Origin of the sequence: Arthrobacter nitrophenolicus, from assembly GCF_045833485.1 — a bacterium.
GTDB lineage: Bacteria > Actinomycetota > Actinomycetes > Actinomycetales > Micrococcaceae > Arthrobacter > Arthrobacter nitrophenolicus.
In genome coordinates, this window is record NZ_CP174504.1 from 2706210 (window position 1) to 2731219 (window position 25010).

A 25010-nucleotide genomic window follows, 5' to 3' on the forward strand; every position below is an offset into this window, starting at 1 on the left:
TAGCGGGGGCAACTCCGGCGTTAGGCTGTGCAGAGGCCACACCGCATCGAAGGAGATCCCCTTGAGTGACATCACCATCCGCCACAACGCCGAACGCGAGCGTTTCGAAATCCTCGACGCCGGCAACGTGATCGGGAAGGCCGCGTACAAGGCGTACGACGGCGGCGGGTCGCCGCAACGGATTTTCTACCACACGGTGGTCAACGAGGAATACGGCGGACAGGGACTGGCCGGCCGGCTGGCCACGGTGGCCCTGGACGAGACCGTGGCCGCCGGAACGGGCATTGTCCCCGTGTGCCCGTTCATCAAGAAGTTCCTTGCCAAGCACCCCGAATACGCCGGCAGCGTGGCTGCGGTGAGGCCGGCGCACCTGGAGTTCCTGGACACGGCGCTCGCAGCCCGGACCAGGGCGTAGCTGCAGGCCTGCGACGCGCATCCTGGGTTTCGACGCGCACATCCTCTTTGACGCAGACTCTGCTTTTCGACGCGCAGATTCCCTGGCGCCCCTGAAATTTGGGCCGCGACAGGGAACCTGCGGGTCGAAAGTGAATTGCCGTGTCGGAATCGACCCGGGCAACACTCCGGCGGGCTATCAGCCGGCTCCCAACAACTGGTGATCTAATCGGCATCACATCGCGTGCTGGGACGTGATGCCCAGATTGTTGAGTTGTGACAGGAGCCCCTATGCCGGTGCACCCAGTAGAGCCTCGGGTAGAGCAGGAAGTTCGTCCCGTCCGCCATGGCAGGAAGAAGGTGGCGCTCCTGCTGTGCGCCGTCGCGCTGGTCATCGTGGCCACCATCGCCCTGGCCGTGGTCCGGTCCGAGCCGTTCGGCGGCACCGCAGCCCCCACGGCCGCCGCCCCGGTCCCGGCCGAGCCGGTGGCTGCCGCGCCCGACTCGCTGCAGGACAAGGTTGAGTCCATCCTCGACGAAGCCGGCGACTACCGTATCGGCGTCGCGCTGGCGGACGTCTCGGGCGACGCCGCTCTGACGTTCGGTGACACAGACGTGTTCACGGCCGCCAGCACCGCCAAGCTGATCACCGCGGCAGCCTTCTACCACCTGGTCGAAACCGGGGAAGCCGGCCTCGATGACCCGATGGGGGACTACGACGCCGCCTTCCAGATGGAAGCCATGGTGAACCAGAGCAACAATGATTCGTGGCTGCTGCTGATGGACGCCGTGGGCTATCCCCGGCTGATTGATTATGCGGCCTCGATCGGCGTCACCTACGATCCGGAACAGAACCTGCTGACCGCCGCAGACATGGCATTGGTCCTCAAGAAACTGCATGCGGGGGACCTGCTCAACGAAGCCAACACGGCCGAGCTCCTGGGCTACATGCAGGACACCAACAACGATGACCTCATCCCCGCCGGGTCCCGCGCCGGCATCGAGGTGCAGCACAAATACGGGGAGATGGACGGGGACCTCCACGACGCCGCGCTCCTGACCTACCGCGGCTCCACCTTCGCGCTGGTGATCTACACCGAAAACCCCGAGGGCTTCGAGGAACCGGAACAGGCGGAGCTCATCCGGGAGCTGACCGGCACGGTTGAGGACGCCCTGTTCCCGCTGACCCCGGCCGGGAAGTAACAGCCCAGCGGCCGGGTGACCCTCCGGACCGCGAAAGTCGCGTCCCGGGCGCACCTTGCACCAGACTGTTACCGTGAGCAACAACCCCCGGACTGCCCTGGCCGTCGCCGGCCTCAGCCTGGGCACGGCACTGAACCCCCTCAACTCCTCCATGATCGCCGTGGCCCTGGTGGTGCTCCGCGCCGATTTCGGGCTCGACGTCGCCGCCGTCACCTGGGTGGTCACCTCCTTCTACCTGGCCTCCGCGGCGGGCCAGCCGGTGATGGGGAGGCTGGCGGACCGGTTCGGGCCGCGCCGGATGTTCATGCTGGGCATGGCCCTGGTGGCCGTCACCTGTGCGCTGGCGCCGTTCGCCCCGAACTTCGCCCTCCTCTGCGTTGCCCGGGCGGTGATGGCGCTCGGCACGGCCACCGCCTACCCAAGCGCGGTGGTGATGGTGGGTGCCATCGCGCACCGCGCCGGGATGGAGCCGGCCCGCCCGCTGGGACGGCTGCAGATGGCAAACACGTCCGCGGCCGCCGTCGGGCCCGTTGTCGGCGGACTGCTGGTCAGCCTGGTGGGGTGGGAAGCATTGTTCCTGGTCAACGTTCCGCTCGCGCTGGCCGCGCTGCTCATCGTGCGGCGGGCGGCGCCGCCGGACGAGGCCCGGGAGCGGGGGAGCGTGGTGGAGCTGCTGCGGGACTCCGACATTCCCGGGATCCTGGCGTTCGTGGCCGCGCTGATGCTGGTGATGATGGCCGCGCTCAATGTGCTGCCAGGGTACCGCTGGTGGATGCTGGGCGCCGGAACAGCGATCGGCGCCCTCTTCGCCTGGCGCGAGCTCCGCTTCAACCGGCCGTTCCTGGACCTCCGTCTGCTCGGCCGGAACCGGCCGCTGATGCTGGTGTACCTGGCCTTCGCGGTGTTCAGCAGCGTCTACTACTTCGTCTTCTTCGGCCTGCCGCAGCTGCTGCAGGAAGCCGGCGGCTATGATCCCGGCGTCGTAGGCCTGCTGATGCTGCCGCTCGCCGCGATGTCCGTGGCTGCCACGCCGTGGGCGGTCAAGGCGATGGGAAGGTTCGGGGTACGGCGCGTGCTCCTGGCCGGCGTCGTCCTGCTAACCGCTGTGGCAGGCCTGATGTGGCTGCTGACGGGCACCTTGGCGATCCCGCTGGTGGTGGTGATGACCGCCCTGATGGGCGTGCCTTACGGAACAGTGGGGATCGCCTCCAACCAGGGCATGTTCGTGTCCGTCCGGCCGCAGGAGCGCGGGGTGGCCGCAGGAATCTACCAGACCTGCCGGTACGTCGGTGCCATCACCGCCACCGTGATGATCGGCGTCTTCGCGGCCGGCGGTGTGGACCAGAAAAGCTGGGGGCGGATGGTGCTGGCCATGCTGGTCCTGTGCGTGGTGACGTTCGGCGTCAGCCTGCTGTGGCGGCAGCGGGAAGCGTAGGAACCCCTAGGAAGCGCTGGGACAGCGTGCCATGCTGGCCCCATGGGAAACATGATGACTCTGGGAAACGCAGCAACGTCGGTGCATGCCTACATCAGCGAACCCCCAGGCCAGCCCAAGGCCGGCCTGCTGCTGATCCACGAAATCTGGGGCCTGGTGGACCACATCAAGGACGTCGCGGACCGGTACGCCGCCGAGGGCTACCTGGTGTTGGTGCCCGATGTCATGACGGACATCGGCATGACGCCCGAGGTGGCCGGGGAGGTGCTGCGGGCCCTCGCAGATCCTGACCCCGAACAGCGCAGCAAGGTCCAGCCGAGGCTCCGGAAGCTGACGTCCCCGCTGGACTCGCCGGAATTTGCCGAACGGACCCTCGAGGCGTTGCAGGTGTGCTTCAACCACCTGGAAGGAATACCGGGCCTGGCCGGCCGGGTGGCAGTCACGGGGTTCTGCTTCGGTGGCGGCTACAGTTTTGCGCTGGCCACCCGCGAGCCCCGGCTGCGTGCGGCGGTGCCGTTTTACGGCAGCGCCGACTTCACCGGGGAAGAGCTGCGCCGGATCACTTGTCCCGTCCTCGCTTTCTACGGCGAACAGGACCGGGCGCTGGTGGACAAACTGCCGGAGCTCAAGAAGAAAATGTCCGCCGCGGGCGTGGATTTCGAAGCGGTCGTCTATCCCCGGACCGGTCACGCTTTCTTCAATGACAGCACCCCCGCCAGGTACAACGCCCATGCCGCGAAGGACGCGTGGACCCGGACCCTGGCGTTCCTGGACAGAAGCCTCAGGGACTAGCCCGCCGGGATTATCGTGGACGTATGGACTCCCCGAAGGTTCAGCTGTACCTGGATATCGCCGCCAAGGGCTTGGGCATCACCGGTGTTGCGCTGATGGTCTTCACCCGGGGCGGCTGGTTCTACGTGGGCGTGGCCGCGGTGGTCCTGGGCGTGCTGTTCATGGGCGGCTCCCTGGTGGCCAGCCGGAAGCTGCGCCAGCGCAGGTGGGACGGCACGCGGCGGACCTAGATCTGGAACCGTTCCCTGCAGGTGGGCTGCCTCGTGGATTCAGCGGGGCCATAAGTGCTACTGCTGGTGTGCCTACGATGCGGCGGGACGGGGCCGCAAGCGCAATGCCTGCATGCCGCCGTCCACTGCGAGATCGACGCCGGTGGTGGAACCCGCCAGGGGACTGGCCAGATAGACGATCGCGGCCGCAATCTCCTCCGGCGTGACCAGCCGGCCATGGGGTTGCCGCGCCTCCAGCGCCGCACGCTCCGCTGCCGGGTCCGGGGCTGTGGACAGGAGCCGGCCGATCCACGGTGTGTCCGCGGTGCCCGGGTTCACGCAATTGACCCTGATGCCTTCGGGCAGGTGGTCCGCTGCCATGCTCAATGTAAGCGAAAGCACCGCCCCCTTGGTGGCACTGTAGAGGGCACGCTGGGGGAGTCCGGCCGTCGCGGCCACCGAACAGGTGTTGACGATGGCAGCATGGCTGGACTCGCGCAGGTACGGGAGGGCGGCCCGTGAAACGCGGACCATCCCCATCACGTTGATGTCGAAGACCCGATGCCATTCGTCGTCGTCGTTCGATTCAATGGTGCCCTGGGCACCCACACCGGCGTTGTTGGCCACAATGTCGATGCCGCCCATCCTGTCCGCCGCCTCCTTGACGGCGCGGCGGACAGAGCCGTCGTCGGAAACATCGCAGTGAATGGCGATAAGGCCGTGGCCCGCCTGCTCCGGTTGCAGGTCCAGTACCGCTACAGCGGCGCCGCGCTCCTTGAGCAGCGCGGCGGTGGCGGCGCCAATGCCCGACGCCCCTCCGGTGACGATCGCCTTAAGTCCCGCAAACTCCATTGTTTGTTCCTTTCGTGTCCCTGGCGGCTAGCCCTGGAAGAATTCCTGCCGCTGGCGTCCGAGCCCGGCGACTTCGATTTCGACGACGTCCCCCGGTTTGAGGTAGGGGAACCTGCCGGACAGGGCAACGCCTTCGGGGGTGCCTGTGCAGATGAGGTCGCCGGGTTCAAGGACCAGGAACTGGCTGAGGTCGTAGATGATCTGCTCCACGCCGAAAATGAGGTCCCGGGTGGAGGAGTCCTGGCGGATTTCGCCGTTCACCCAGCTGCGCAGCGTTAGGTCGGAGGGATCGACTTCGTCGGGGGTCACCAGGACGGGGCCGGTGGGGCAGAAGCCGGCGCAGCTCTTGCCTTTGGACCACTGGCCGCCCGATACCTCGAGCTGGAAGGTGCGTTCGGAGAGGTCGTTGACGGTGACGTAGCCTGCAACGTGGTCCCGTGCCTGCCGTGGCGACTCCAGGTAGGAGGCCCGGCGGCCGATGACGACGCCCAGCTCGACTTCCCAGTCGGTCTTGGTGGAGCCGCGGGGGATGGCCACGGCATCGTAGGGCCCCGCCACGGTGTTGGGTGCTTTGTGGAAAATGATGGGCACCGTCGGGGGTGCGGACCCTGATTCGGCGGCGTGCGCTGCATAGTTCATGCCTACGCAGATGACGGACGAGGGCCGGGCGATGGGTGCCCCGATCCTGGCGCCGTCAACGCTGAGCTCATCCAGCTCCCCCGCGGCGAGGGCAGCGGCGGCACGCCCCGGTCCGTCCGATTCCCAGAAGTCGGTGTCGATATCCTTCGCCACCGGTTCCAGCGAATAGTACTTGTTCTGGTGCAGCAGGGCGGGGACTTCCTTGCCCGGCTCACCTATGCGCGCAAATTGCATTGGTCCTTCTTTCCTTGGTGCTTGTTCGGCTACTGCCGAGGTCAGCCGGGTGTCCCGGTCAGGTGATCAGGCCGCGGTCCCGGAGTTCGTCCCAGAGGGACTCAGGGACGGACTGTGCCGCCAGGTCCAGGTTTTGCTTCACCTGGTCCGGCGTCCGCATGCCCAGGACCACACCCGTTACGGCGGGATGGCGGTAGGGGAACTGAAGGGCTGCGGCCGGCAGCGTGGTCCCGTGCGATTCACAGATGTCCGCCAGCAGGTTCGCCCTGTCCAGGAGTTCCGGCGGGGCGGGGGCGTAGTTGTAGGTGGCATCGCTGGCGGGCCGCTCCTTGGAAAGCAGGCCTGAATTGAAGACGCCAACATTCACCACGCCCACCTGGCGTTCAAGGCAGGCCGGGAGCAGGTCCGCTGCCGCGCCCTGCTCAAGCAGTGTGTACCGGCCGGCGAGCATCACCATGTCTATGTCTGTTTCGGTGACGAAGCGGTGGAGCATGCCGGCCTGGTTCATGCCTGCACCCCAGGCACGGATCACGCCCTCATCCCGCAGGGCTGATAGGGCAGGCGCCGCACCTTCCACCGCCTCGGTCCAGTAATCGTCAGGGTCGTGGATGTAGACGATGTCTATGCGGTCGGTTCGCAGCCGCTTGAGGCTTTCCTCGATGGAGCGCAGCACACCGTCGCGGGAATAGTCGCGGACCCGGATGAGATCGTCAGGGACGTCGAAGCCCTCGGTGTCCTTGCCGTGCGGGAACGGATTTGGCCGCAGTAAGCGTCCAATTTTGGTGCTGAGCACGTAGGTGCCGCGGTCCTGGCCGGCCAGGACCGCCCCAAGGCGGCGCTCCGAAAGGCCGAGCCCGTAGTGCGGTGCGGTGTCGAAGTAGCGGATGCCGCCTTCCCAGGCGGCGGCAACGGCGTCGGCCGCCTCCTGTTCCGGCACCTGCCGGTACAGGTTGCCAATGGGCGCTGCCCCGAAGCCGAGCACCGGCAGGGAAATGCCGGTACCGGGGATGGTGCGGGTTTCTGCCTGCATTCTCAGTCCTTCTCCTGTTTCCTGGCTTCCGTAATGGCCTGTTCTGTTCCCTCCGCCAACCGGTACACCCTGGCCGCGGTCCCGGAGGAGACACTTTCGCGCTCGCTTTCGGACGCACCGGCCAGCGCTGTTTCTGCCGTGGTGATCCACTCCTGGTAGGCGGCCGCTCCTGTCAGTGAGACGGGCCAGTCACTCCCAAGCATGCAGCGGTCGGCACCGAAAAGGTGCAGCGTTTCCCTGATGTACGGCAGTGCCTGTGGCCCGGTTGGCCGGGTCCGGTCGGATTCTGCGCCGGCTCCGGAAATCTTGACGACGACGTTGGGCCGGCGGGCAAGTTCACGCATCCCGCTGCTCCACTCCGTGAAGGCGCCGCTGGCGATGGGTGGCTTTCCCATATGGTCCAGCACGATCTGAAGCGCGGGCGCACGGTCGGCGAACGCGGTCAGAGCGGCAAGCTGGCCGGTGCGGATGCAGGCGTCGAAGGCAAGGCCCGCTTCGGCCACCCGCCGCGCGCCGGCAAGCATGTCCGGATGCAGCACGAAGGATTCGTCCCGGTCCTGCAGGAGCTGCCGCACTCCGCGGACCAAAGGGCGCTGCAGCAGGTGGTCAAGGTCCTCGGCCACGCTGTCCCCGCTGCTGACCGGGGCAAAGGCCACGATTGCGGCCAGAGTGGGCCAGCTGCTGCCCAGGCCGGATACCCAGTCCACTTCTTTCAGCGCCTGGTCGTCCCGGCAGTCTGCCTGCACAAATACGGCCGCCAGGGTGTTGGCTGGAGTGTGCGGAAGGTCCTGCGGAAGAAAGGGCCGGTTCAGGGCAGGGTTGTTGGCCAGCCAGTCGTAGGCGAGTACTGCCGGGTCCCAAACGTGGACGTGCGAATCTATGACCTTCATGCAGGGGCCTCCACTATGCCGTGGCTTCGGGCCGGACACCGATTGTCAGCAGCAGGTTGGCATAGTGCCGGGTATCGCCGCTGGCGATGACGACAGCCACATTCGGTGAACGCGCCGCATCATAAAAATCGAAACGCTGGTACGAGGTGACGGGGACAGCGCCGCCCAGGGACTGACCGTAACCCTTGACCGCCTCCGTCCAGCTCCCGTCGGGCGGCGTCATCACGGCTGCCGCCTCGATGGGGACGGCGTCGATCAGGACGTCAAGGATCTGGTCGATTGTCAGCAGGCCCGGCCGCAGGTTCAAGGCTATCCGTCGTGCCGACGCTGGCGCACCTGTGTTGTGGGGGTAGTTGGCATCAGCAATAAGGATCTGCGAACCGTGGCCGGATTCGGCGAGTGCAGCCAGCAGGCCCGGGTGGGTCAGGGTGTAGTTGATCATGCCTCAGCCTTAGCCCGTGCACCCGCGAACGCAATGCCGCGGCCAGCGCTGCCGGTCCGCCATTCCTGTTCCGCACGTCCTGCGTCCGTTCCGGCCCAATAGTCGCCCCAGGGAAAGGCATAGTCCTGCAGTGTCTGTGCCTTGAGCTCCGCCGAATAGCCGGGGTTTGCCGGCATGACGTAGGCACCGTCCCGGACGATGCACGGATCAACAAAATGTTCGTGGAGATGGTCCACGAATTCAGTGACCCGGCCTGTGAGGTCGCCGGAGATGGCGATGAAGTCAAAGATCGAGAGGTGCTGGACAAGTTCGCACAGGCCCACGCCGCCGGCGTGCGGGCAGACCGGGATACCGAACTTGGCTGCCATCAGCTGGACGGCAAGCACTTCGTTCACACTGGCCAGCCGGCAGGCGTCCAGCTGGCAGTAGTCCACTGCCCCGGCCTGGAAAAGTTGCTTGAAGAGCACGCGGTTCATGCCGTGCTCCCCGGTGGCCACCCCGATCGGCTGGACGGCCCTGCGGATTTCCGCGTGGCCAAGGACATCGTCTGGGCTGGTGGGCTCCTCGATCCAGAGCGGATTGAATTCCGCCAGCTGCTTGACCCAGTCGATGGCCTGTGGGACGTCCCATACCTGGTTGGCGTCGATCATGAGGTTGCCCTGCGGTCCAATTACCTCGCGCGCGATTCCGAGGCGGCGGATGTCGTCCTCCAGTGATGCGCCAACTTTGAGCTTGATGTGCCGGTACCCCTGGTCCACGGCCTCCTGGCAAAGCCGCCGGAGCTTTTCGTCAGAGTAGCCGAGCCAGCCTGCAGACGTTGTGTAGCACGGGTAGCCGCTTTCGGTCAGCTGCTGGATGCGTTCACCCCGGGTGGGAGCCAGCCGGGCCAGGATCTCCAAGGCCTCCTCCCGGGTCAGCGCATCCGAGAGGTACGTAAGGTCTGCGGCGTCGACGATGTCCTCGGCCGGCATATCCGCCAGGAGTCGCCACAGCGGTTTTCCTGCCCGCCGTGCCGCCAGGTCCCATACCGCGTTCATTACGGCGCCCAGGGCAAGGTGTTCCACGCCTTTGTCCGGACCGAGCCAGCGGAGCTGCGAATCCTGTTTCAGGCTGCGGTAGGTCCCTCCAAGGCTTCCACAGACTGCGTCGATATCCCGTCCCAGGAGGGGGCGGGCCCGAAGCTCCATGGCCGCAGCGCAGACTTCGTTGCCTCGTCCGATGGTGAAGGTGAAACCACAGCCGTAAACGGCAGGATCATCCGTGGTGAGGACTATATAGGCTGCAGAGTAGTCGGCGTCGTGGTTCATGGCGTCCGAGCCGTCGGCAGTCAGCGAAGTCGGAAAACGCACGTCGAACACGTCATATCCGGTGATGTGTGGCAAGGTGAGCCCTCCAGGTTCAGGCTATGAAGAAGATGGTCCAGCAACGTTGCGAGCATCATCTGATGTATTTGGAAGTATTTGATGAGAATATAGGACCATCATCCTTTTTCCAAGCAATACATCTGATGAAAGAAGAAATGGGGCGAAGCCCCCTGAAAGTGCACCCAGAAAGGCGGCTGCCATGACCAGTGGTACATCCAACGGTTCGATGTCGCAGACAGACGTTGTGATCTCCGGCGTCAAGCGGATGTTGTCCTCCCGCCGGCTCCGGCCCGGAGACAGGCTGCCCATCGAGAAAGACCTGGCTGCCGAACTGCAGGTCTCCCGCGGCTCGCTTCGGGAAGGTGTCCGTGCACTGTCCACCATGGGCATCCTGGAAACCCGGCAGGGGGCAGGCACCTTCGTGACCCGGCTTGAGCCCGCTGCACTGCTTTCGGCGATGGAGTTCTGGGTGGGACTGCAGGATGGCGAGCGGGCCAACCAGGTGCACACCGTCCGGCGGGCGCTGGAGACCGAGGCCGCGGCGGCGGCTGCCATCCGGATCGGCGAGGAGCAGCTCGATGCAGCTGAACGCATCCTGGAGCGGGCCCACGCCGCAATCCACGCCGCACGGATCGACCATGCCGCTGCCATGCAATGCGACGTGGAGTTCCACCGGCTGGTTGCGGAGGCGTCGGCCAACCATGTGCTCTCCGCGCTGATCGAAACCGTGTCCACCAACACCATCCGGGGACGCATGTGGCGTTCCATCCATGACAATGAGGGGTTGCTCGCCACGCACCGTGAGCACCTTGGCATTCTGGAGGCGCTGCGCCGGCACGACGTGGACCGGGCCAGGACGCGGATGGCAAACCACCTGTACGCCGTCGAGGACTACGTGACCGCCATTCCGGAGTCCGGGCTTGAAGGGCGCGAGGCGGATCCGCTGGGGGCTTTGGCTGACAGTGAGGCTGTTCGATAACCTGCTATTCGTCTGACCTTGTTTACCAAATGCGGATCAAACTGCGACTATTCGACGCGGCAATTGGTTTTGATGCAAAGAAAGATCAGATGATTCCTTGACTTCCGTTGCGGGTGCGGGTCATTCTGTTGGTTATACAAAGGTTGCGGGGATCACATCAGCCAGGCAACGAGGACGTCGCCGGGCAGCCTTTGTCCCCAGCTACGAAAGGACATTCACCGTGTTGAACAAACGCGTTACCGGCCGTCTTCTCGGTGCAGCAGCGGCGGCCGCGGTTGCTGCCACCGCGCTCACTGCCTGTGGTTCTTCAAGTGCAGGGTCATCGGGGGAGAGCAAGGAAGCCTCCTCGATGTACACCTGGATCACCAACGAAAACGACCGGGCGCAGTGGCAGGCGTTTATCGACGCCGCCAAGGAGAAGGATCCCGACTTCAATCTGACCCTCGAGGGGCCGAGCTTCAACGACTACTGGACGAAGGTCAAGACCCGGCTGTCGAGTTCCGGCGCCCCATGCATTATCACCACGCAGGCAGCCCGGGCCCAGGAACTCAAGGACCTGACCGTTCCTCTGGACGACCTGGTCAAGAGCAACAACATTGACGTTTCCATGTACAACAAGGCGATGATTGACGGCCTGACGGTAGAGGGGACCCTCCGGGGCATCCCCTACGACGCGGAGCCCGTGGTCCTTTATTACAACAAGGACCTCCTGGCCGCGGCGGGCGTCAAGGAACCGACACTGAATTACACCACCAGCCAGTTCGTCGCAGACCTGAAGGCGCTGACCAAGGACGGTGTGGCGGGTCTCGCCGTTCCGCCCGGCTTCGGCTCCGGGCCGGGACTGCCAATTGCGTTCGCGAACGGCAACGAGCCTGTCAAGGACGGGCAGCTGGACCTGACCAATGAAGGCCTGGTGAAGGACCAGCAATTCGCCTTCGACCTTGCCGCCAAGGAGAAGGTAGCCAACGCTCCGCAGGCATCCGACGGCACTGACGTCCCGGAGCAGCAGTTCATGAGTGGCAAGGCGGCCATGATCATTGATGGACCCTGGATGTATGACATGCTCACGACCAAGACCCAGGGCAAGGTAGGGATCGCCGTGGTCCCTTCCGAGTCGGGTAAAAGCATCGGCATGATCCAGGGCTCCGCGTTCGCCATTGCCGCATCCTGCAAGGACAAGGAAGCAGCCTTCCAGAACATCATGAAGATCACCACGCCTGAGGTGGTCGGCGCCGTGGGTGCAGCCCGCGGAACAGTGCCGTCCGTGGAATCGGCGGTCAAGGACTGGGCCGGCAACAAGCCGGAAGCTGATGTGGCGGTGGTGGAAGCCCTGCTGGAGAGCGGCCGCCCGCTGGTCACCACGCCCAACTGGAACCAGGTGGAAACAACCTTCACGCAATACTCCGGGGAGGGCTTCCGCGGCAGCAAGACCGCAGAGGAACTTCTCGCCACGATCATGAACTCCGCCAAGTAAATTTCCCCGGGGGCGGGCTCCCTCCGGGAGTCTGCCCCCTTCACGGAAAAGGTCAATGATGACTGCTCTACCGACGCTTGCTGTCAAAAACGGAAGGAAGCCGGCCGGTACTCCCGGGCATGGACGGCTGGCCGCAGCCTACCTCGCCCCCGGGATGCTCGGTTTCCTGGTCTTTATCGTGCTGCCGCTCGTCGCCTCCCTGGTGATCAGCCTGTTCGACTGGCCGCTGTTCGGCGCGCCTGAATTCGTGGGGCTGGACAATTACGCCCGCATGCTCACCGGGGACCCGGTGTTCTGGACAGTCCTGGGCAACACCTTGTTCTTTGCCGTCAGCTACACCGTACTCAACCTCGTCCTGGCGCTGGCCGTCTCCACCTGGCTGCACCACCTCGGCAGCTGGGGACCCTTCTTCCGGGTCCTGTTCTTCATCCCGGTGGTGACCCCCATGGTGGCCAACGCACTGGTGTGGCGCCTGATGCTGACCGATGACGGCGTGGTGAACAGCTTCCTCGCCAACTTCGGCATCGACGGCCCGTCCTGGCTGAGTGACAGCCAACTGGCCATGGGATCCCTGATCGCCATGTCCGTATGGCAGGGCATCGGGTACAACATCATCGTCCTGGGCGCCGGGCTGAACGGCATCTCGCCCAACCTGCTGGAAGCGGCACGCATCGACGGCGCAGGTGCGTGGCAGCGGTTCTTCCGGGTGGTGCTTCCCATGCTCTCGCCGTCGCTCTTTTTCTGCACGGTGATGACGATCATCGGGTCGTTCAAGGTGTTCACCCAGCCCTACCTGCTCACACTCGGTGGACCGGGCGAATCCACCAACACGATCGTGCTCTACCTGTACCGCAACGGTTTTTCCTTCGACAAACTCGGATACGCCTCGGCGCTCGCCTGGGCGCTGTTCGTGATCGTCATGCTCATCACCGCCCTGCAGTTCTCCCAGCAGAAGAGGCTGGTCAACTATGACAACTGAAACGCTGGCCAAGCCGGCCACGGACAAGCCCACCACCCATCGCTGGCACAGCCCAGGTATGCGGAAAAAGAAGCACCCGGGGCACTACATCAGCCGTGCCGGCGCTATCCTCGTGGGGCTGGTCTTCTTCTTCCCGTTCCTTTGGATGCTTGCCACGTCCCTCAAGCCCACCTCGGAAATTTTCTCCACCGGGGCAAGCTTCCTGGCCTCAAGGGTGGAATGGTCCAACTATGTCACCGCCTGGACGGCCATCCCCTTTGGCCGGGTCATCATCAACAGCTTCCTGGTGGCTATTGCCGGCGCAGCGCTGACCACGGTGGTGTCCCTGCTGTCCGCATACGCTTTCGCAAGGATGCAGTTCAAGCACCGGGACAAGCTGTTCCTGGTTTTCCTGGGAACACTGGTGCTGCCCCAGGAAGTCCTGGTTATCCCCTTGTACATCATGATGAACAAGCTGGAGCTGGTGAATTCGCCGACGGCCCTCATTGTCCCCTTCGCGTTTGGGGCCTTCGGGGCATTCCTGATCCGCCAGTTCCTGCTTTCCCTGCCGGAGGAATTTGAGGAAGCAGCCCGGATTGACGGGGCAGGCTCGATCCGCATCCTGTGGAGCGTCATCCTGCCGCTCGTTCGCGCGCCACTTGCAGTGGTGGCAGTCTTCAGCTTCATCGACTACTGGAGCAGCTTCCTCTGGCCGTTGATTGTGATCAACGACGTCTCGCAGGCGACCATCCCGCTGGGCCTGTCCATGTTTTCGGGTGAGAGGGGGACCGACTGGGGACCCCTTATGGCCGCAGCAACATTGGCAGTGCTTCCCAGCCTGCTGGTGGTCATCCTCCTGCAGCGTCAGCTTGTCAAAGGCGTCAGTATGGGCGGTTTCGGCGGACGCTGACCCGCCCCGTCCACTAACCCTGCTTCCCGTTTCCACGACTTTTCCACCTCAAGAATGGAGTTCAGAATGACCAATGAATCGGCCAGCCCTGAAGAATGGCAGCAGCTGTCCCGCCCCACGCCGGAGTGGTTCCAGAACTCTCCGTTCGGCATCTTCATCCACTGGGGTGCCTATTCAGTCCCGGCTTGGGCGGAACCCATCGGAGCCTTGGGCACCATCGACGATGACAGGAAATGGTTCACTCATAATCCTTACGCGGAGTGGTACTACAACACCATCCGCATTGACGGCAGTCCTGCCCAGCAGTACCACAAGGAGACCTACGGCGGCGGGGACTACGACGACTTCCTGGACCAGTGGAAAGCGGAACAGTTCGATCCCGCGGACTGGGTGGAGCTGTTCAAGTTTGCGGGCGCGGACTACGTGGTGCCCACCACCAAGCACCACGACGGCATCGCCCTCTGGGATGCTCCCGGAACGGGGGAGCGGAACACCGTCCGGCGCGGTCCCCGGAAGGACCTGATCGGCGAGATCGCAAGTGCTGTCGAGGCCAAGGGCCTGAAGCTGGGCCTGTACTACTCGGGCGGGCTGGACTGGCACGTGCGGCCCTTCCCCCCGCACATCACCAGCGAAAGCGTCCATGACACCGCCAGGCCCAAAGACGCCGGCTATGCCGAGTACGCATACAACCACGTCGTGGACCTGGTGGACAAATACCGTCCCCATGTCCTGTGGAACGACATCGAATGGCCCGACGCCGGCAAGCACTTTGGCGGGCATGGGCTTGGCACGCTTTTCCAGCACTTCTACTCCACCAACCCGGAGGGCGTGGTCAACGACCGCTGGGGCGCCACGCACAAGGACTACGCAACAAGTGAGTATGAGCATTCCTCCCAGTCGGAGTCCGAATCCCAGTGGGAAAACTGCCGTGGCATCGGCTTCTCGTTCGGCTACAACCAGGTGGAAGGCCCGGAGCAGTCACTCACGGGAAAGCAGCTGGCACGCCACCTGACGGATGTCGTCTCCCGCGGTGGTCACTTCCTCCTGAACGTGGGCCCACGGGCCGACGGCACCATCCCCGAGATCCAGCGCCAGGCGCTCACCGACCTTGGACGCTGGATGGCAAACGCCAAACAGTACCTGGTGGGCGGACGGCCGCTCGAGGACGCTCCGGCAGAAAGCCAGAGTGATCCCTGGATCCGCTGGGTGGACCGGGGGACGGAGGTTGTGGCTTTTGTTGACTCACAAGGCGAGGGAGCTGAGGCTGCACTCGAACTGGGGCCGGACCGGTTCGCCCTGGCGAAGGCCTCACTGGCAGGGCCCGGCGGATCCGTGGATTTCGACGGCCAGGTACTGAAGGTGACGCTGACCGCGGACCGACTCGGACCGGTCATCGTCCGCATCCCCCGGGGATAGCCTGGGACAGATGATTACCTCCGCGACGGCGGCCGTCCCTGCAAAGGGGAGGGCCGCCGTCGTGGGCCCTAGGTGTACATCAGCGAGCCGGGCGTGGTGAGCTCTGCCCGGTGCGCTTACCTTCTCCGCGCTGCCCAACGGATGCTAGGGGGCAGCGGGCGGCTGGCGCGGCTGGATGTTGTGGTTCCGGCTGAAGAGGTTGCCGGGGTCGTACCGCTGCTTGAGGTCAATAAGGTTCTCGTACTTGTCCGCCCCGTAGGTCAGGCGTGCGGCGTGCGGGTCCTGGCGGGTCTCGCCGCCGAGGAAGTTCAGGTATTCACCCTGTTCGGCGAAGGGCTGCATCCGTGCGTGTGCCTGCCGCGCAAACTCGGTGAGGCGCTCGTCGTCGTCCGCGTCGGACCAGAAACCGTAGACGTTCATCAGGAACCTTGAGGACCTGTTGGGGTAGGCGGTGGACTCCTCCGGGACCCGGCTGAAGGCCCCGCCCAGGAGGTGGATGTCGATTCCGGTGCCCTCCCACTGCACTTCGGAGGCAATGCCTGCCACCACGTCGATGACCTCCCCGTCCAGCCGGGAGAAGGAGACGTTCTTCCAATAGCCCCGCGCACCCGGAGGGAAGAGGCTGTCCATGGCGCTTTGCCACTCGAGCCAGGAAACCGGGCCCACCTCCTCCTGGTCCGGCGGCGCGAGCTTCCGCAGCCTGCCGATCAGGTCCAGGCCGGGCTCCTGGTCGGCCCCCGCCCAGGCGCACCCGATGACCATCCACACGGCGTTGCCCAGTCCGAATTCCGCAGGAAAAGCGATGAAGCTGACAATCGGGTTCATCTCGTCCGGCAGGTCCCGGCTCCAGGTCTCGAAACCCGCCAGCGCGTCCTTCCAGTGCTCCGGAGCGTAGAAGAGGTTCCCGCCCAGGACAGGCTGGGGGAGCGGCCGTGCCCGGAACGTGAACGCCGAAACCACGCCGAAATTGCCGCCGCCGCCCCGCACTCCCCAGAACAGGTCCGCGTTCTCATGCTCGCTGGCGCGCAGGTGGTCGCCCGCGGCGGTGACGATGTGCACGGAGTTCAGGTTGTCGAGCGCCAGCCCATCGCTTCGGGTGAGCCAGCCGACGCCGCCGCCGAGCGTCAGCCCGGCGATGCCCGTGGCGCTGATGACGCCGATGGGGACCGCCAGGCCGTGCTCCACGGTCGCCCTGTCCACGTCCGCCAGGGTTGCACCCGGCTCCACGGTGACCAGGCGGGTGACCGGATCCACCGCAACCTCGCGCAGCCTGCCCAGATCCAGGACCAGGCCGCCTTCCACGCTCCCGTGGCCGGCCACATTGTGTCCGCCTCCCCGCACCGCCAGGACCAGTCCTGTGGTGCGGGCTGCTGCCAGGACGGGGTCGATGTCCGCCACAGAACCTGCCAGTGCGATGGCCCGGGGATGCAGGTCATGCATGCCGTTCCAGACCCGGCGCGCGTCCCCGTATCCTGCATCGCCCGGTTGGAGCAGGCTGCCGCTGAGCTGGCCGCGCAACTCCGACAGCGCCGCGTTGATCCGGTCTTCTGAATGGCCTTGTTCCATGGTCTGACCTCGCCAGATAGGGTGCCGGGTCCTCGTTGATCCGGCTGGGTTGGATGTGGAGAGCACGCCTTCAACAGGCACGATTGGCAACGGCACTCCAAGTATCTGGCGGGCTACAAGGGCGGTCAATAGCGTGTGTCAGGAACGCACGAGCACCGGGCGCGGCGGATGACCGGCGTCAGCGCTACCGCGCCGGGTCCGGGTTGCGTAGTGGAAGGGGCGGCTGGACGTCAGGGCGCGGCTTGCCAGGATCCTGCGTGTCCGCCGTGGCCCCGCCGTTCTGGCCCGGAGGCTCCGTGGCGGCCGGCGGCTGCCTTTCGTGTTTGGCGGCTGACCCCGGGTTTCCGGGTTCAGGGTGCTGGTTGGGAATCTCCGGCCGGTTGCCTGCAGGATCGGGAAGGGCGGCGGGTGGCTCCGAACGGAACTCCGGCGGTCCGGCCGGAACGGGATGGGCGGGCACGGCTTCCGGTCCCGCGGCGGGCAGTTCGCCCGACTGGACGGGTCCGTCGTCGGGGACAAGACCGGCAGGAAAGCTTCCCGGCGGAGGCGTCGGAACAGGAGCGGGTACGACGGCGGCGCCTGTGCCGGGTGCCTCCGGGGGCACTGCGGGTGGCGGCTCCGCGGGGGCCGGGGCCAGGAGCCACCCCACGATGCTGCTGATGGTTCCCTCCGCGCCGTGCCGCAGGGTCTCATTTCCCGCCGCTGCACCGCCGGCGATACCGAGCGAAGCGGCTACCGCCAGCGACGTGAAGACAGCCCGGTTCCGTTTCCGGGCAGCGGTAGCAAGCGGCCGGACCACGTCCCCCGGTGATGCGTCCTGATCCATAAGCGCAGCAAGTCCGGCCGACGGCGGCGGAACGTCGAGTGTCCGGAGACCACGGATCTGCAGCAACACGTCCCGCAGTTCCGCGTCGTCCTGGAATCCGGTTTCGGCCAGCAGCGCGTCCACGCTGTGCTCGTCGTCGAGCCCGCGCTGGTGGCGGTGGTCCTGGCTGGTCATGGCGTGCCTTCTCTCAAGGTGGGAGGAAGTTTCCTCAGCCGGCACAGTGCCCGCCGCTGCAGCTGCTTAATTGCTCCCGGCGTCTTCCCCATGATTTCCGCCGTGGTTTCCACGGAGAGGTCCGCCACCACGCGGAGCGCAATGACTTCCTGCTGGTCGTGCTCCAGCGTTCCGAGCATCGCCTTCACGGTGTCTGAGCCTTCCGCCGCCAGCAGCTGGTCCTCCGCCGAGGTGCTGCAGCGGGGGTCGGATTCGGGGTCGTACCCGGTGGTCCAGGGCGCTTTCACCCGGCGCCGGTGCTCATCCACGTAGCGGGCGTGGGCGATGGAAAACACCAGGGACTTGAGTCCCTTGGTCCCGCCGTGCAGGTCGCCAAGCCTGGCATAGACAGCCAGGAAGACCTCCTGGGTCATTGCTTCCGGGTCCTCAACGTCGCGCGAGCGGAGATAGCTCAGGACCGCGGGCGAAAACTCCTGGTAGACAGCACAAAAGGTGCCCTCGTCGGCGTGACCGGGCGTCGCTGCCTCATCCTTGAGCTTGTGCATCCATCCCCCTGCGGCGGCTGCCCGGGCGGGCACCTGCCGGTGGTGCCGCCCCGGGAGCAAATCCCGGAGCGGCACCGTCCCTGCTGACAGGCTACCGCTGGCCGCGGCCGCCCTGGCCACCGGAGTTGCCGCTGGCGTTATCGGACTTGGATCCGTTGTTCGCGTCCTGGCCCTGCCCGGCGCCCTGGCGCTGGTCCTGGACCTGCTGCTCCTGGACCTGCTGTTCGGCCGGTTCCTGTTCCTCCGGAGCGTCGACGGTCTCATCCGCGTCGTCCTCGGGAGCAGCTACGGTGGCGCAGTAGGACTCAATGCCGCTTTCGCCACCCGCAGCCTCCGCCAGTGCCGCGAAGGCGGTGGAGGTCTCGTTCAGGCCGCCGTTGCTGAATGCGTTGCACAGTCCGTACGCAGCCGGGCCGGTGGCGTCAGGTCCGCCGCCATCAGAGGTGGGTTCCGGGTCCGGCTCCTCCGTTTCAGTGGGCGACGGGCTTGGCGAGGCCGTCTCTGTTTCGGTTGGGGTTGGTTCAGGGGATTCGGTTTCCGTTGCCGTGGGGCTCGGTTCCGGAGATTCGGTTTCGGTTGCCGTGGGGCTGGGCTCCGGGGACTCCGTTTCAGTGGCAGTGGGTGTGGGCGACGGCGACTCAGCCGTCACCGAGGGGGCGTCCGGGAGCGAGTCGGCGATGGCCGCCACCCCCGTCCCGCCGACCACCAGCACACCCGCGGCTAGCACGGTGGCGGCCAGCTTGTTGCCGGAATACGTGAAGAAAGACATGAGACCCTCCGTTGTCGAAATTTTCATGGATTGCGATCAACTGCGGTTTTCCCCCCGCTACTGTATGAATCGAAATCCGGGTCACAGAGGTTACGGGTCAGCATGAATTTCTTGACTGATTTGTCATTTCCCTAGTCATAGCGGAGTTAGTCACGCAGCGGTGTGCGTACGTGCTCCGCCACCGGCCGGGGCTCCAGCCACACCTGTTCCCGGGGGCCCGGCGGGTAGGCATGCCGCTTACCCCCAAGGGTGATGGCCAGCGCGGCCACCACCGGTAGCGCTGCCGCAATCGGAACCAGCAGCGGACCGCCGGCAACCAACGCGCCGGAGCCATACAGGGCGCCGACTGTGATGCCCAGCTGGATGGTGAGCACGGTGAGGCCGTTCGCCGCCTCCTGGTACTCGCCGCCGGCGCGTAGGATGGCCGCCTGGTTGTAAATGCCGATGGCCCCCAGCCCCGCACCCCAGACCGTCATCAGCGCCAGGGCCAGCGGAAGGTTCCCCGAAGCCAGCGGCAACAGGAACATCGACGCGGCGATAGCCGCCGTCGTGATGATCAGCGAACGCCGCGGATGCGAGTCCACGGTGAGGCCCGCCACCCAGATTCCCAGCAGGCCCGAGGCGCCCAGGACGGTCAGGGAAAGGCTGATGGCGTAGTCCGGCAGGCCGGCTTCGCGGACGAACGGGGCGATGTAGGTGAACAGCGCAAAGTGCGCCAGGACCAGCAGCGGCCAGGCGGTGGCCACCGCCTTCACCCCGGGCTGGGCGACGGCACGGCGCATGGAGGGGCGGGCAGCGTCGGAGATCCGCCGGACCCGCGGCAGGAGGAAGAAGGCCAGGACCGCCAGGACCAGGCCGAACCCAGCCAGCACCAGGAACGCGGCCCGCCAGCCGAGGAACCCGCCCAGCGCGGTGCCCAGCGGCGCACCGATGGCCAGCCCCAGGCTGTTGCCGCTGAAGACGATGGCCAGGGCCTTGCCCACCTTGTCCGCCGGAACCACCCGGGTGACGAACGGCGCCATGGTGGTCCAGAGCAGGCCGTGCGCCAGGCCGCCCACCATCCTGGCGATCATCGCCGTCGTAAAGTCCGGGGCAAGGCCCACCCAGGCGTTGCTGGCCGCGAACGTGACCACCAGGCCCACCAGCAGGGCATGCCGGGGGATCCCCGCCAGCAGCCGCGCGGCCGGAACTACCGTGACCACTATGACGGCGGCGTACGCGGCGGCAAGGTAGCCGGCCACGGGCTCGGACACGTTCAACCCGCTGCTGATCTGCGGCAGCAGGCCGGACGGCAGCAGCTCTGTGGTGATGGCGGTGAAGGCGATGGTGGCCAGGACCGCCATCGCGGCATAGGGGAATCGGGCAGGGGCGGGCGCGGGCATCGCGGAAGGCATGCGAAAGGGATCCATTCAAGGGGGAGGGGGCGGAACGCGGCGTTATCGGCCGGACAAATTCCTCCCTTAAATTTACAGGATCGGGGCCGTTGTCACGTACATGACAACGGCCCCTTCACGCGCCTTTCCGGCTATGTCCCGGCTGTGCCTGCCAGCCCGTTACCTGCCCGCCCCCGGTGCACTGATCCGGGCGTCCAGCAGGCCTGCCGCCACGGCCGGGGCGAGCCCGGGCGCCAGCGGAAGGCGCGGGACCACCAGGCAGTGCCAGAGGTGGTAGATGTCCGCCTTTCCGGACCAGACGGTGGAGGTGACGTTGCCCTTCTCGTCCAGTTCCTGCTTCCAGGATCCGTGCTCGTAGTCGATGAACCAGTCGCGGGCGTGGTCCCAGATCAGCTCGTACCAGTCCGCATACTGCTGTTCACCCGTGGCGATGTAGAGGGCTGCCGCTCCGCCGATTGCCTCGGCGGGCACCCAGCGGATGCGGGTGGTGACCACCGGCTTGCCTTCCCAGTCCACCGTGTAGACGAAGCCGGGGTTCCCGTCCGGCTGCCAGGCGTCACGGATGGCGGCGTCGAACAGGCCGCGGGCGTCTTCCAGCAGCCAGTCCGGGACCGCCAGTCCGCGGGCTTCGAGCCCGGCACGGAGGTGGAGGAGCAGCCGCGCCCACTCAACCCAGTGGCCGGGGGTGCCGCCGTACGCACGGAACTGGCTGGCCCGGTCATCGGTGTTGTACTCCGGCATCGGGTTCCACTCCGGGTCGAAGTGCTCGAACACCCGGTAGTTGTTGTTGCGTGCGAACTGGTGGATGAGCACCTCGGCGATGTGCAGGGCCCGTTCCAGCCAGCGGTTCTCCCCGGTCACGTCGGCGACGATCAGGTACGCCTCCACCGAATGCATGCTCGCGTTCCCGCCGCGGTACGCCTCGGTTTCGGTGAAGTCCCGGTTCCAGGAGTCGAAGCACATGTTGGCCTCGTGGTCCCAGAACTTCGTGTCGGCGATATGCAGCGCCTTATCCAGCAGTTCCTGCGCGCCGGGGCGCCCTGCGGCAACGGCGCTGGCGGCGGCGAGGAGCACGAAGGAGTGCTGGTAGCCGGACTTGGTGTCGTTCACCGGTCCGTTGTCGTTGACCTCGGCATACCAGCCGCCGAACTCGTCATCATGGAAGACGCCGTTGAGCGCCGCGATGCCGTGGTCCACGAGGGTCCCGGCACCGGGCCGTCCCAGCAGGGCGGCGACGGAAAAACTGTGGACCATCCGAGCGGTAATCCAGAGATGGGTCGGCTTGTCGGCGAACACCTTGCCGTAGTTGTCGAGCCAGCCGAATCCCGTGGGCACCTTGGATGCCGCAGCGAAATTGATCAGCCGGTCCGTCTCGGCCTCGAGCCATCGTGCGTGAGCGGCGCTGTTCAGCCACGTCATGTTGTTTCCTCTCTCTGGTGCAGGTGCGAAGTGGTTGTGTCGGTGGGAGGGGCTACCCGATGGCGTCGAGCACGCCGCGGATGATGGTGGCGGCCGCGCCCAGGTAGGCCAGGATGATCAGCAGGATCTGCGCTGCGCGGGCGGGGACGAACTTTGCGGCCACGTCGCCCAGGACCAGCCCGGCCAGGCAGGCGGCGGCGACGGCCACCCACATGCCCCAGGGCAGGACGGGGAAGGTGGCCGGGGCGGTGACCGCCTTGGAGATCAGGGACAGCGCGCCGATGGTGAAGAAGTAGGGCTGCATGGTGGCAGCGAAGGACTTGTGCTGCCACCGGGTGGCGATGGAGTACATGCTGACCGCCGGGCCGCCCACGCCGGCGGCCGTGTTCATGAAGCCGCTCAGGCCGCCGGCGGTGAGCAGGTAGCGCCGCCGCGGCGGAAGGGTGGCGGACTTGAGGACCAGCAGGACGGTCAGCCCGACGGCGAGGATCACCCCGATGGAGATCTCCAGGACCGCTGCCGGGATGAGCCGGATCAGGAACGCCGCCGGGATGATGCCGAGCAGGGCCGAGGCCGCCAGCCACAGGTACCGGTGCCAGTCGACGTCCCGGACCACACGGAAGATGATGGCGCCGGCCGTCACGGCCCCGCACACGTTGACCAGCACCACCCCTTCCACCGGGCCCAGCAGCAGGACCAGGAACGGGGCGGCCACCAGGGCAAAGCCCATGCCGGTGATCCGCTGCATCCCGGCCCCCACCACCACGGCGCCCAGCACCAGCCCGGTCGTCAGCACCTTACGGCCTCCAGGCCACGTACTGGACCTCCTCGAATTCCTCCAGGCCCAGGCTTGATCCTTCCCGGCCCAGGCCGGACTGCTTGGCGCCGCCCATGGGCGCGAACGCCACGGACGGCAGGGGGTCGTTGACGCCCACGATGCCGGCCTCGAGCCGTTCCGGGATTTCCCAGCCGCGCTTCGGGCTGCCGCTCCACACGTAGGCGGCGAGGCCCATTTCGGTGGCGTTGGCCTTCCGGATTGCCTCGTCCTCCGTGGCGAAGGTGACGACGCCGGCAGCCGGGCCGAACACTTCCTCGCCAACCAGCGGGGCGTCGTCGGGAACATCCGCCAGCAGCGTGGGCGCCAGGAAGGACCCCGTGCCGGGCACGTCGGTCCGCTGCGTGACGCGGCGCGCGCCGCGGTTCAGGGCGTCGTCCACCAGCGCCTGCACGGCGGACACCCGGTCCGCGTCGATGACGGGGCCCAGGTCCGGGACCGGTGCGCCGCCGTCGGGAACGCCGTGCCCGATGCTCATGGCATCAAAGCGCGCACCCAGCTTTGCGGCGAACTCGTCGGCGATGCTGTCCTGGACCAGGAAGCGGTTGGCCGCGACGCAGGACTGGCCGGTGTTGCGGAGCCGGCCCAGCACTGCACCCTCGACGGCGGCGTCCAGGTCCGCGTCCTCGAAGACGATGAACGGGGCATTGCCGCCCAGTTCCAGCAGCGGCCGGACCACGCGTTCGGCGGCGGAGGCCATGATTTGCCGGCCCACGCCGGTGGAACCGGTGAAGCTGACGGCCCGCACGGCGGGGTGGGACAGCAGGGTGGCGGTGATCTGGCGGGAGGGACCGTGGACCAGGTTGACCACGCCGGCCGGGAACCCGGCGTCGTGCAGGACCTCGAACAGGCCGGTGGCGGCAAGCGGCGCCTTCTCGGACACCCGGCCCACCACGGTGCAGCCGGCGGCGAGCATGGCGGCGAGCTTGCGGGCCTGGATGGACACCGGGAAGTTCCACGGCGTGAGGCTGAGGGCCACGCCGATGGGCTTGCGGCTGCTGAGGTGGCGGCGGCCCTGCAATTCGGGCGGGCTGATGGTGCCCGTGGCGCGGCGGACTTCCTCGGCGAACCAGCGGAAGTATTCCACGGAGAAGTCCACTTCGCCCTGGGCTTCGGGGAGCCGTTTGCCTGCCTCCAGCGCCAGGGTGTGCGCGAGTTCGTCGCGGCGTTCGGCCAGCAGGTCTGCGGCGTTGCGCAGCAGGTCGGCCCGGGTCCGGGCCGTGGTGCGGGACCAGGACCCGAATGCCTGCGCCGCGGCGTCCGCGGCCCGGGTTGCGTCCTCGCCGGTGCCCCAGGCCACCTCGCCCACGGTGCTGCCGTTGCCGGGGTCCGTCACGTCCTTGGTGCTGCCGGCGGAGTGCCAGGTGCCGTTCACCAGGTGGCCGGCTGATTTCAAATTCACGGATGGTGCCTTTCGTTGGGCGGGCAGGGGGCCGGGGTGCTCAGCCCTTGCTGGCGCCGGCGGTGATACCTGCAACGAAGTACCGCTGCAGGAAGACGTACGCCACCACCACGGGCAGGGAGGCCAGGATGACGCCGGCGAAGAGCAGCGGGTAGTCGGTCTGGAACTCGCCCTGGAAGCTCAGCAGTGCCAGCGGCAGGGTGCGGTTGCCCGGGGACTGGATAAACAGCAGAGGGTAGAGCAGCTCGTTCCAGTGGATGACGAACAGGAAGATCGCGGCGGCGGCGATGGACGGTGCGGACAGCGGCAGGGCGATGGAGGCGTAGGTCTTCCAGGGCCCGCTCCCGTCAATCGAGGATGCTTCATAGAGCTCCTTGGGCAGGGTCCTCATGAACCCGCCCAGGATGAAGACGGCGATGGGCAGGGTGGACACCACGTTGGCCAGGACCAGGCCCGCCAGGTTGTCCAGCAGGCCCAGCCGGCCGAACAGCACATAGAGGGGCACCATGTTGGCCTGCGCCGGGATGGCCATGCCGAGGACCAGGAATCCGAAGATGGCCCAGGACACGAACCCCTTCAGGCGGGACACCGCGTAGCCGGCCAGGCTGGCCAGGAACAGGGTGAGCGGCACGGAGATGGCGGTGACGATGACGCTGTTCCAGAACGACGTGCCGAGGTCCTGGCCGCCGATGACCTCTGCGTAGTTGGCGGGGGACAGGGACTGCGGCAGGCTGAAGGGTCCGGCGAACAGTTCCTGGGTGGACTTGAAGCTGCCGAAGCCGACCACCGTCAGTGGAACGATGATGATGATGGCGTAGATGCCCAGGATGGCACGGCGGCTGATTGAGGCGAGCATGCTG

At 66.3% G+C, this 25010-nt stretch carries 25 protein-coding genes; 10 read left to right on the plus strand and 15 right to left on the minus strand.

Annotated features, from left to right (window positions below):
- Nucleotides 1–61: 61 nt before the first annotated feature.
- From ACJJV6_RS12650 to ACJJV6_RS12670, 5 genes are all read left to right on the plus strand, one after another.
- On the plus strand, nucleotides 62–415 hold the full coding sequence (locus ACJJV6_RS12650) for a GNAT family N-acetyltransferase (RefSeq protein ID WP_407709040.1): 354 nt from the start codon (nucleotides 62–64) through the stop codon (nucleotides 413–415).
- A 269-nt stretch (nucleotides 416–684) separates the two neighbouring features.
- Nucleotides 685–1596, plus strand: coding sequence for a serine hydrolase (locus ACJJV6_RS12655; protein ID WP_407709041.1), 912 nt, complete (start codon nucleotides 685–687; stop codon nucleotides 1594–1596).
- A 73-nt stretch (nucleotides 1597–1669) separates the two neighbouring features.
- The gene (locus ACJJV6_RS12660; protein WP_407709042.1) at nucleotides 1670–3031 is read left to right on the plus strand and encodes an MFS transporter; all 1362 of its coding nucleotides are present in this window, start codon (nucleotides 1670–1672) and stop codon (nucleotides 3029–3031) included.
- A gap of 42 nt (nucleotides 3032–3073) precedes the next feature.
- Nucleotides 3074–3823 carry a dienelactone hydrolase family protein gene (locus tag ACJJV6_RS12665; RefSeq protein ID WP_009358885.1) on the plus strand — a complete coding sequence of 250 codons (750 nt, stop codon included), beginning with the start codon at nucleotides 3074–3076 and terminating at the stop codon, nucleotides 3821–3823.
- Nucleotides 3824–3846: 23 nt separating this feature from the next.
- Nucleotides 3847–4053: a hypothetical protein gene (locus tag ACJJV6_RS12670; RefSeq protein ID WP_407709043.1), complete on the plus strand. Its 207-nt coding sequence runs from the start codon at nucleotides 3847–3849 to the stop codon at nucleotides 4051–4053.
- Nucleotides 4054–4125: 72 nt separating this feature from the next.
- On the opposite strand, the gene ACJJV6_RS12675 is transcribed toward ACJJV6_RS12670, so the two are convergent.
- From ACJJV6_RS12675 to ACJJV6_RS12700, 6 genes are read right to left on the minus strand one after another with little or no spacing between them, the layout of a single operon-like run.
- Nucleotides 4126–4884 (minus strand): SDR family NAD(P)-dependent oxidoreductase, encoded by a 759-nt coding sequence (locus ACJJV6_RS12675; RefSeq protein ID WP_009358887.1) that lies wholly within the window; start codon nucleotides 4882–4884, stop codon nucleotides 4126–4128.
- A gap of 27 nt (nucleotides 4885–4911) precedes the next feature.
- Nucleotides 4912–5757 (minus strand): fumarylacetoacetate hydrolase family protein, encoded by an 846-nt coding sequence (locus tag ACJJV6_RS12680; protein WP_009358888.1) that lies wholly within the window; start codon nucleotides 5755–5757, stop codon nucleotides 4912–4914.
- A 58-nt stretch (nucleotides 5758–5815) separates the two neighbouring features.
- Entirely contained in the window at nucleotides 5816–6787 is a 972-nt protein-coding gene (locus ACJJV6_RS12685; RefSeq protein ID WP_354176362.1) for an aldo/keto reductase, read from the minus strand.
- 2 nt (nucleotides 6788–6789) lie between these two features.
- On the minus strand, nucleotides 6790–7677 hold the full coding sequence (locus ACJJV6_RS12690; protein ID WP_009358890.1) for an amidohydrolase: 888 nt from the start codon (nucleotides 7675–7677) through the stop codon (nucleotides 6790–6792).
- Nucleotides 7678–7690: 13 nt separating this feature from the next.
- Nucleotides 7691–8119, minus strand: a complete 429-nt coding sequence (locus tag ACJJV6_RS12695; RefSeq protein ID WP_407709044.1) for an RbsD/FucU family protein — start codon at nucleotides 8117–8119, stop codon at nucleotides 7691–7693.
- Nucleotides 8116–9501, minus strand: coding sequence for an L-fuconate dehydratase (locus tag ACJJV6_RS12700; protein ID WP_009358892.1), 1386 nt, complete (start codon nucleotides 9499–9501; stop codon nucleotides 8116–8118). The genes ACJJV6_RS12695 and ACJJV6_RS12700 overlap by 4 nt, the downstream gene beginning before the upstream one ends.
- A gap of 181 nt (nucleotides 9502–9682) precedes the next feature.
- Here ACJJV6_RS12700 and ACJJV6_RS12705 point away from each other — a divergent pair, with 181 nt between their 5' ends.
- The 5 genes from ACJJV6_RS12705 (at nucleotide 9683) to ACJJV6_RS12725 (ending at nucleotide 15220) form a co-directional block, all read left to right on the plus strand.
- Nucleotides 9683–10462 carry a FadR/GntR family transcriptional regulator gene (locus tag ACJJV6_RS12705; protein WP_407709045.1) on the plus strand — a complete coding sequence of 260 codons (780 nt, stop codon included), beginning with the start codon at nucleotides 9683–9685 and terminating at the stop codon, nucleotides 10460–10462.
- Between the two features lie 220 nt (nucleotides 10463–10682).
- Complete coding sequence (locus ACJJV6_RS12710; protein WP_407709046.1) at nucleotides 10683–11936, plus strand: ABC transporter substrate-binding protein; 1254 nt, start codon at nucleotides 10683–10685, stop codon at nucleotides 11934–11936.
- Nucleotides 11937–11991: 55 nt separating this feature from the next.
- Nucleotides 11992–12915 carry a carbohydrate ABC transporter permease gene (locus ACJJV6_RS12715; RefSeq protein WP_009358895.1) on the plus strand — a complete coding sequence of 308 codons (924 nt, stop codon included), beginning with the start codon at nucleotides 11992–11994 and terminating at the stop codon, nucleotides 12913–12915.
- Entirely contained in the window at nucleotides 12905–13804 is a 900-nt protein-coding gene (locus ACJJV6_RS12720) for a carbohydrate ABC transporter permease (RefSeq protein ID WP_407709047.1), read from the plus strand. Before ACJJV6_RS12715 ends, ACJJV6_RS12720 begins: the two co-directional genes overlap by 11 nt.
- 66 nt (nucleotides 13805–13870) lie before the next feature.
- Nucleotides 13871–15220, plus strand: a complete 1350-nt coding sequence (locus ACJJV6_RS12725; RefSeq protein ID WP_009358896.1) for an alpha-L-fucosidase — start codon at nucleotides 13871–13873, stop codon at nucleotides 15218–15220.
- A 144-nt stretch (nucleotides 15221–15364) separates the two neighbouring features.
- Here ACJJV6_RS12725 and ACJJV6_RS12730 read toward each other — a convergent pair whose 3' ends face one another.
- From ACJJV6_RS12730 to ACJJV6_RS12770, 9 genes are all read right to left on the minus strand, one after another.
- Nucleotides 15365–16786 carry an FAD-binding oxidoreductase gene (locus ACJJV6_RS12730; RefSeq protein ID WP_407709048.1) on the minus strand — a complete coding sequence of 474 codons (1422 nt, stop codon included), beginning with the start codon at nucleotides 16784–16786 and terminating at the stop codon, nucleotides 15365–15367.
- Between the two features lie 184 nt (nucleotides 16787–16970).
- On the minus strand, nucleotides 16971–17786 hold the full coding sequence (locus tag ACJJV6_RS12735) for a hypothetical protein (RefSeq protein ID WP_407709049.1): 816 nt from the start codon (nucleotides 17784–17786) through the stop codon (nucleotides 16971–16973).
- Nucleotides 17783–18331 (minus strand): RNA polymerase sigma factor, encoded by a 549-nt coding sequence (locus ACJJV6_RS12740; RefSeq protein ID WP_133351690.1) that lies wholly within the window; start codon nucleotides 18329–18331, stop codon nucleotides 17783–17785. The genes ACJJV6_RS12735 and ACJJV6_RS12740 overlap by 4 nt, the downstream gene beginning before the upstream one ends.
- A 91-nt stretch (nucleotides 18332–18422) precedes the next feature.
- The gene (locus tag ACJJV6_RS12745; protein ID WP_407709050.1) at nucleotides 18423–19100 is read right to left on the minus strand and encodes a protein tyrosine phosphatase; all 678 of its coding nucleotides are present in this window, start codon (nucleotides 19098–19100) and stop codon (nucleotides 18423–18425) included.
- A 146-nt stretch (nucleotides 19101–19246) separates the two neighbouring features.
- Entirely contained in the window at nucleotides 19247–20494 is a 1248-nt protein-coding gene (locus tag ACJJV6_RS12750) for an MFS transporter (RefSeq protein WP_407709051.1), read from the minus strand.
- 159 nt (nucleotides 20495–20653) lie between these two features.
- Nucleotides 20654–21913, minus strand: a complete 1260-nt coding sequence (locus ACJJV6_RS12755; RefSeq protein ID WP_407709052.1) for an AGE family epimerase/isomerase — start codon at nucleotides 21911–21913, stop codon at nucleotides 20654–20656.
- A 52-nt stretch (nucleotides 21914–21965) separates the two neighbouring features.
- On the minus strand, nucleotides 21966–22709 hold the full coding sequence (locus tag ACJJV6_RS12760) for a sulfite exporter TauE/SafE family protein (RefSeq protein WP_009358902.1): 744 nt from the start codon (nucleotides 22707–22709) through the stop codon (nucleotides 21966–21968).
- A gap of 1 nt (nucleotide 22710) precedes the next feature.
- The gene (locus ACJJV6_RS12765) at nucleotides 22711–24150 is read right to left on the minus strand and encodes an NAD-dependent succinate-semialdehyde dehydrogenase (RefSeq protein WP_407709053.1); all 1440 of its coding nucleotides are present in this window, start codon (nucleotides 24148–24150) and stop codon (nucleotides 22711–22713) included.
- Between the two features lie 40 nt (nucleotides 24151–24190).
- Nucleotides 24191–25006, minus strand: coding sequence for a carbohydrate ABC transporter permease (locus ACJJV6_RS12770; protein ID WP_354176350.1), 816 nt, complete (start codon nucleotides 25004–25006; stop codon nucleotides 24191–24193).
- Nucleotides 25007–25010: the final 4 nt, after the last annotated feature.

Bases quoted from the DNA above. Each gene is read 5' to 3' on its own strand.
- ACJJV6_RS12655 (WP_407709041.1), top strand. From the start codon at position 685: ATGCCGGTGCACCCAGTAGAGCCTCGGGTAGAGCAGGAAGTTCGTCCC.
- ACJJV6_RS12665 (WP_009358885.1), top strand. From the start codon at position 3,074: ATGGGAAACATGATGACTCTGGGAAACGCAGCAACGTCGGTGCATGCC.
- ACJJV6_RS12670 (WP_407709043.1), top strand. From the start codon at position 3,847: ATGGACTCCCCGAAGGTTCAGCTGTACCTGGATATCGCCGCCAAGGGC.
- ACJJV6_RS12675 (WP_009358887.1), bottom strand. From the start codon at position 4,884: ATGGAGTTTGCGGGACTTAAGGCGATCGTCACCGGAGGGGCGTCGGGC.
- ACJJV6_RS12680 (WP_009358888.1), bottom strand. From the start codon at position 5,757: ATGCAATTTGCGCGCATAGGTGAGCCGGGCAAGGAAGTCCCCGCCCTG.
- ACJJV6_RS12685 (WP_354176362.1), bottom strand. From the start codon at position 6,787: ATGCAGGCAGAAACCCGCACCATCCCCGGTACCGGCATTTCCCTGCCG.
- ACJJV6_RS12690 (WP_009358890.1), bottom strand. From the start codon at position 7,677: ATGAAGGTCATAGATTCGCACGTCCACGTTTGGGACCCGGCAGTACTC.
- ACJJV6_RS12695 (WP_407709044.1), bottom strand. From the start codon at position 8,119: ATGATCAACTACACCCTGACCCACCCGGGCCTGCTGGCTGCACTCGCC.
- ACJJV6_RS12705 (WP_407709045.1), top strand. From the start codon at position 9,683: ATGACCAGTGGTACATCCAACGGTTCGATGTCGCAGACAGACGTTGTG.
- ACJJV6_RS12715 (WP_009358895.1), top strand. From the start codon at position 11,992: ATGATGACTGCTCTACCGACGCTTGCTGTCAAAAACGGAAGGAAGCCG.
- ACJJV6_RS12720 (WP_407709047.1), top strand. From the start codon at position 12,905: ATGACAACTGAAACGCTGGCCAAGCCGGCCACGGACAAGCCCACCACC.
- ACJJV6_RS12725 (WP_009358896.1), top strand. From the start codon at position 13,871: ATGACCAATGAATCGGCCAGCCCTGAAGAATGGCAGCAGCTGTCCCGC.
- ACJJV6_RS12730 (WP_407709048.1), bottom strand. From the start codon at position 16,786: ATGGAACAAGGCCATTCAGAAGACCGGATCAACGCGGCGCTGTCGGAG.
- ACJJV6_RS12735 (WP_407709049.1), bottom strand. From the start codon at position 17,786: ATGACCAGCCAGGACCACCGCCACCAGCGCGGGCTCGACGACGAGCAC.
- ACJJV6_RS12740 (WP_133351690.1), bottom strand. From the start codon at position 18,331: ATGCACAAGCTCAAGGATGAGGCAGCGACGCCCGGTCACGCCGACGAG.
- ACJJV6_RS12745 (WP_407709050.1), bottom strand. From the start codon at position 19,100: ATGTCTTTCTTCACGTATTCCGGCAACAAGCTGGCCGCCACCGTGCTA.
- ACJJV6_RS12750 (WP_407709051.1), bottom strand. From the start codon at position 20,494: ATGCCTTCCGCGATGCCCGCGCCCGCCCCTGCCCGATTCCCCTATGCC.
- ACJJV6_RS12755 (WP_407709052.1), bottom strand. From the start codon at position 21,913: ATGACGTGGCTGAACAGCGCCGCTCACGCACGATGGCTCGAGGCCGAG.
- ACJJV6_RS12770 (WP_354176350.1), bottom strand. From the start codon at position 25,006: ATGCTCGCCTCAATCAGCCGCCGTGCCATCCTGGGCATCTACGCCATC.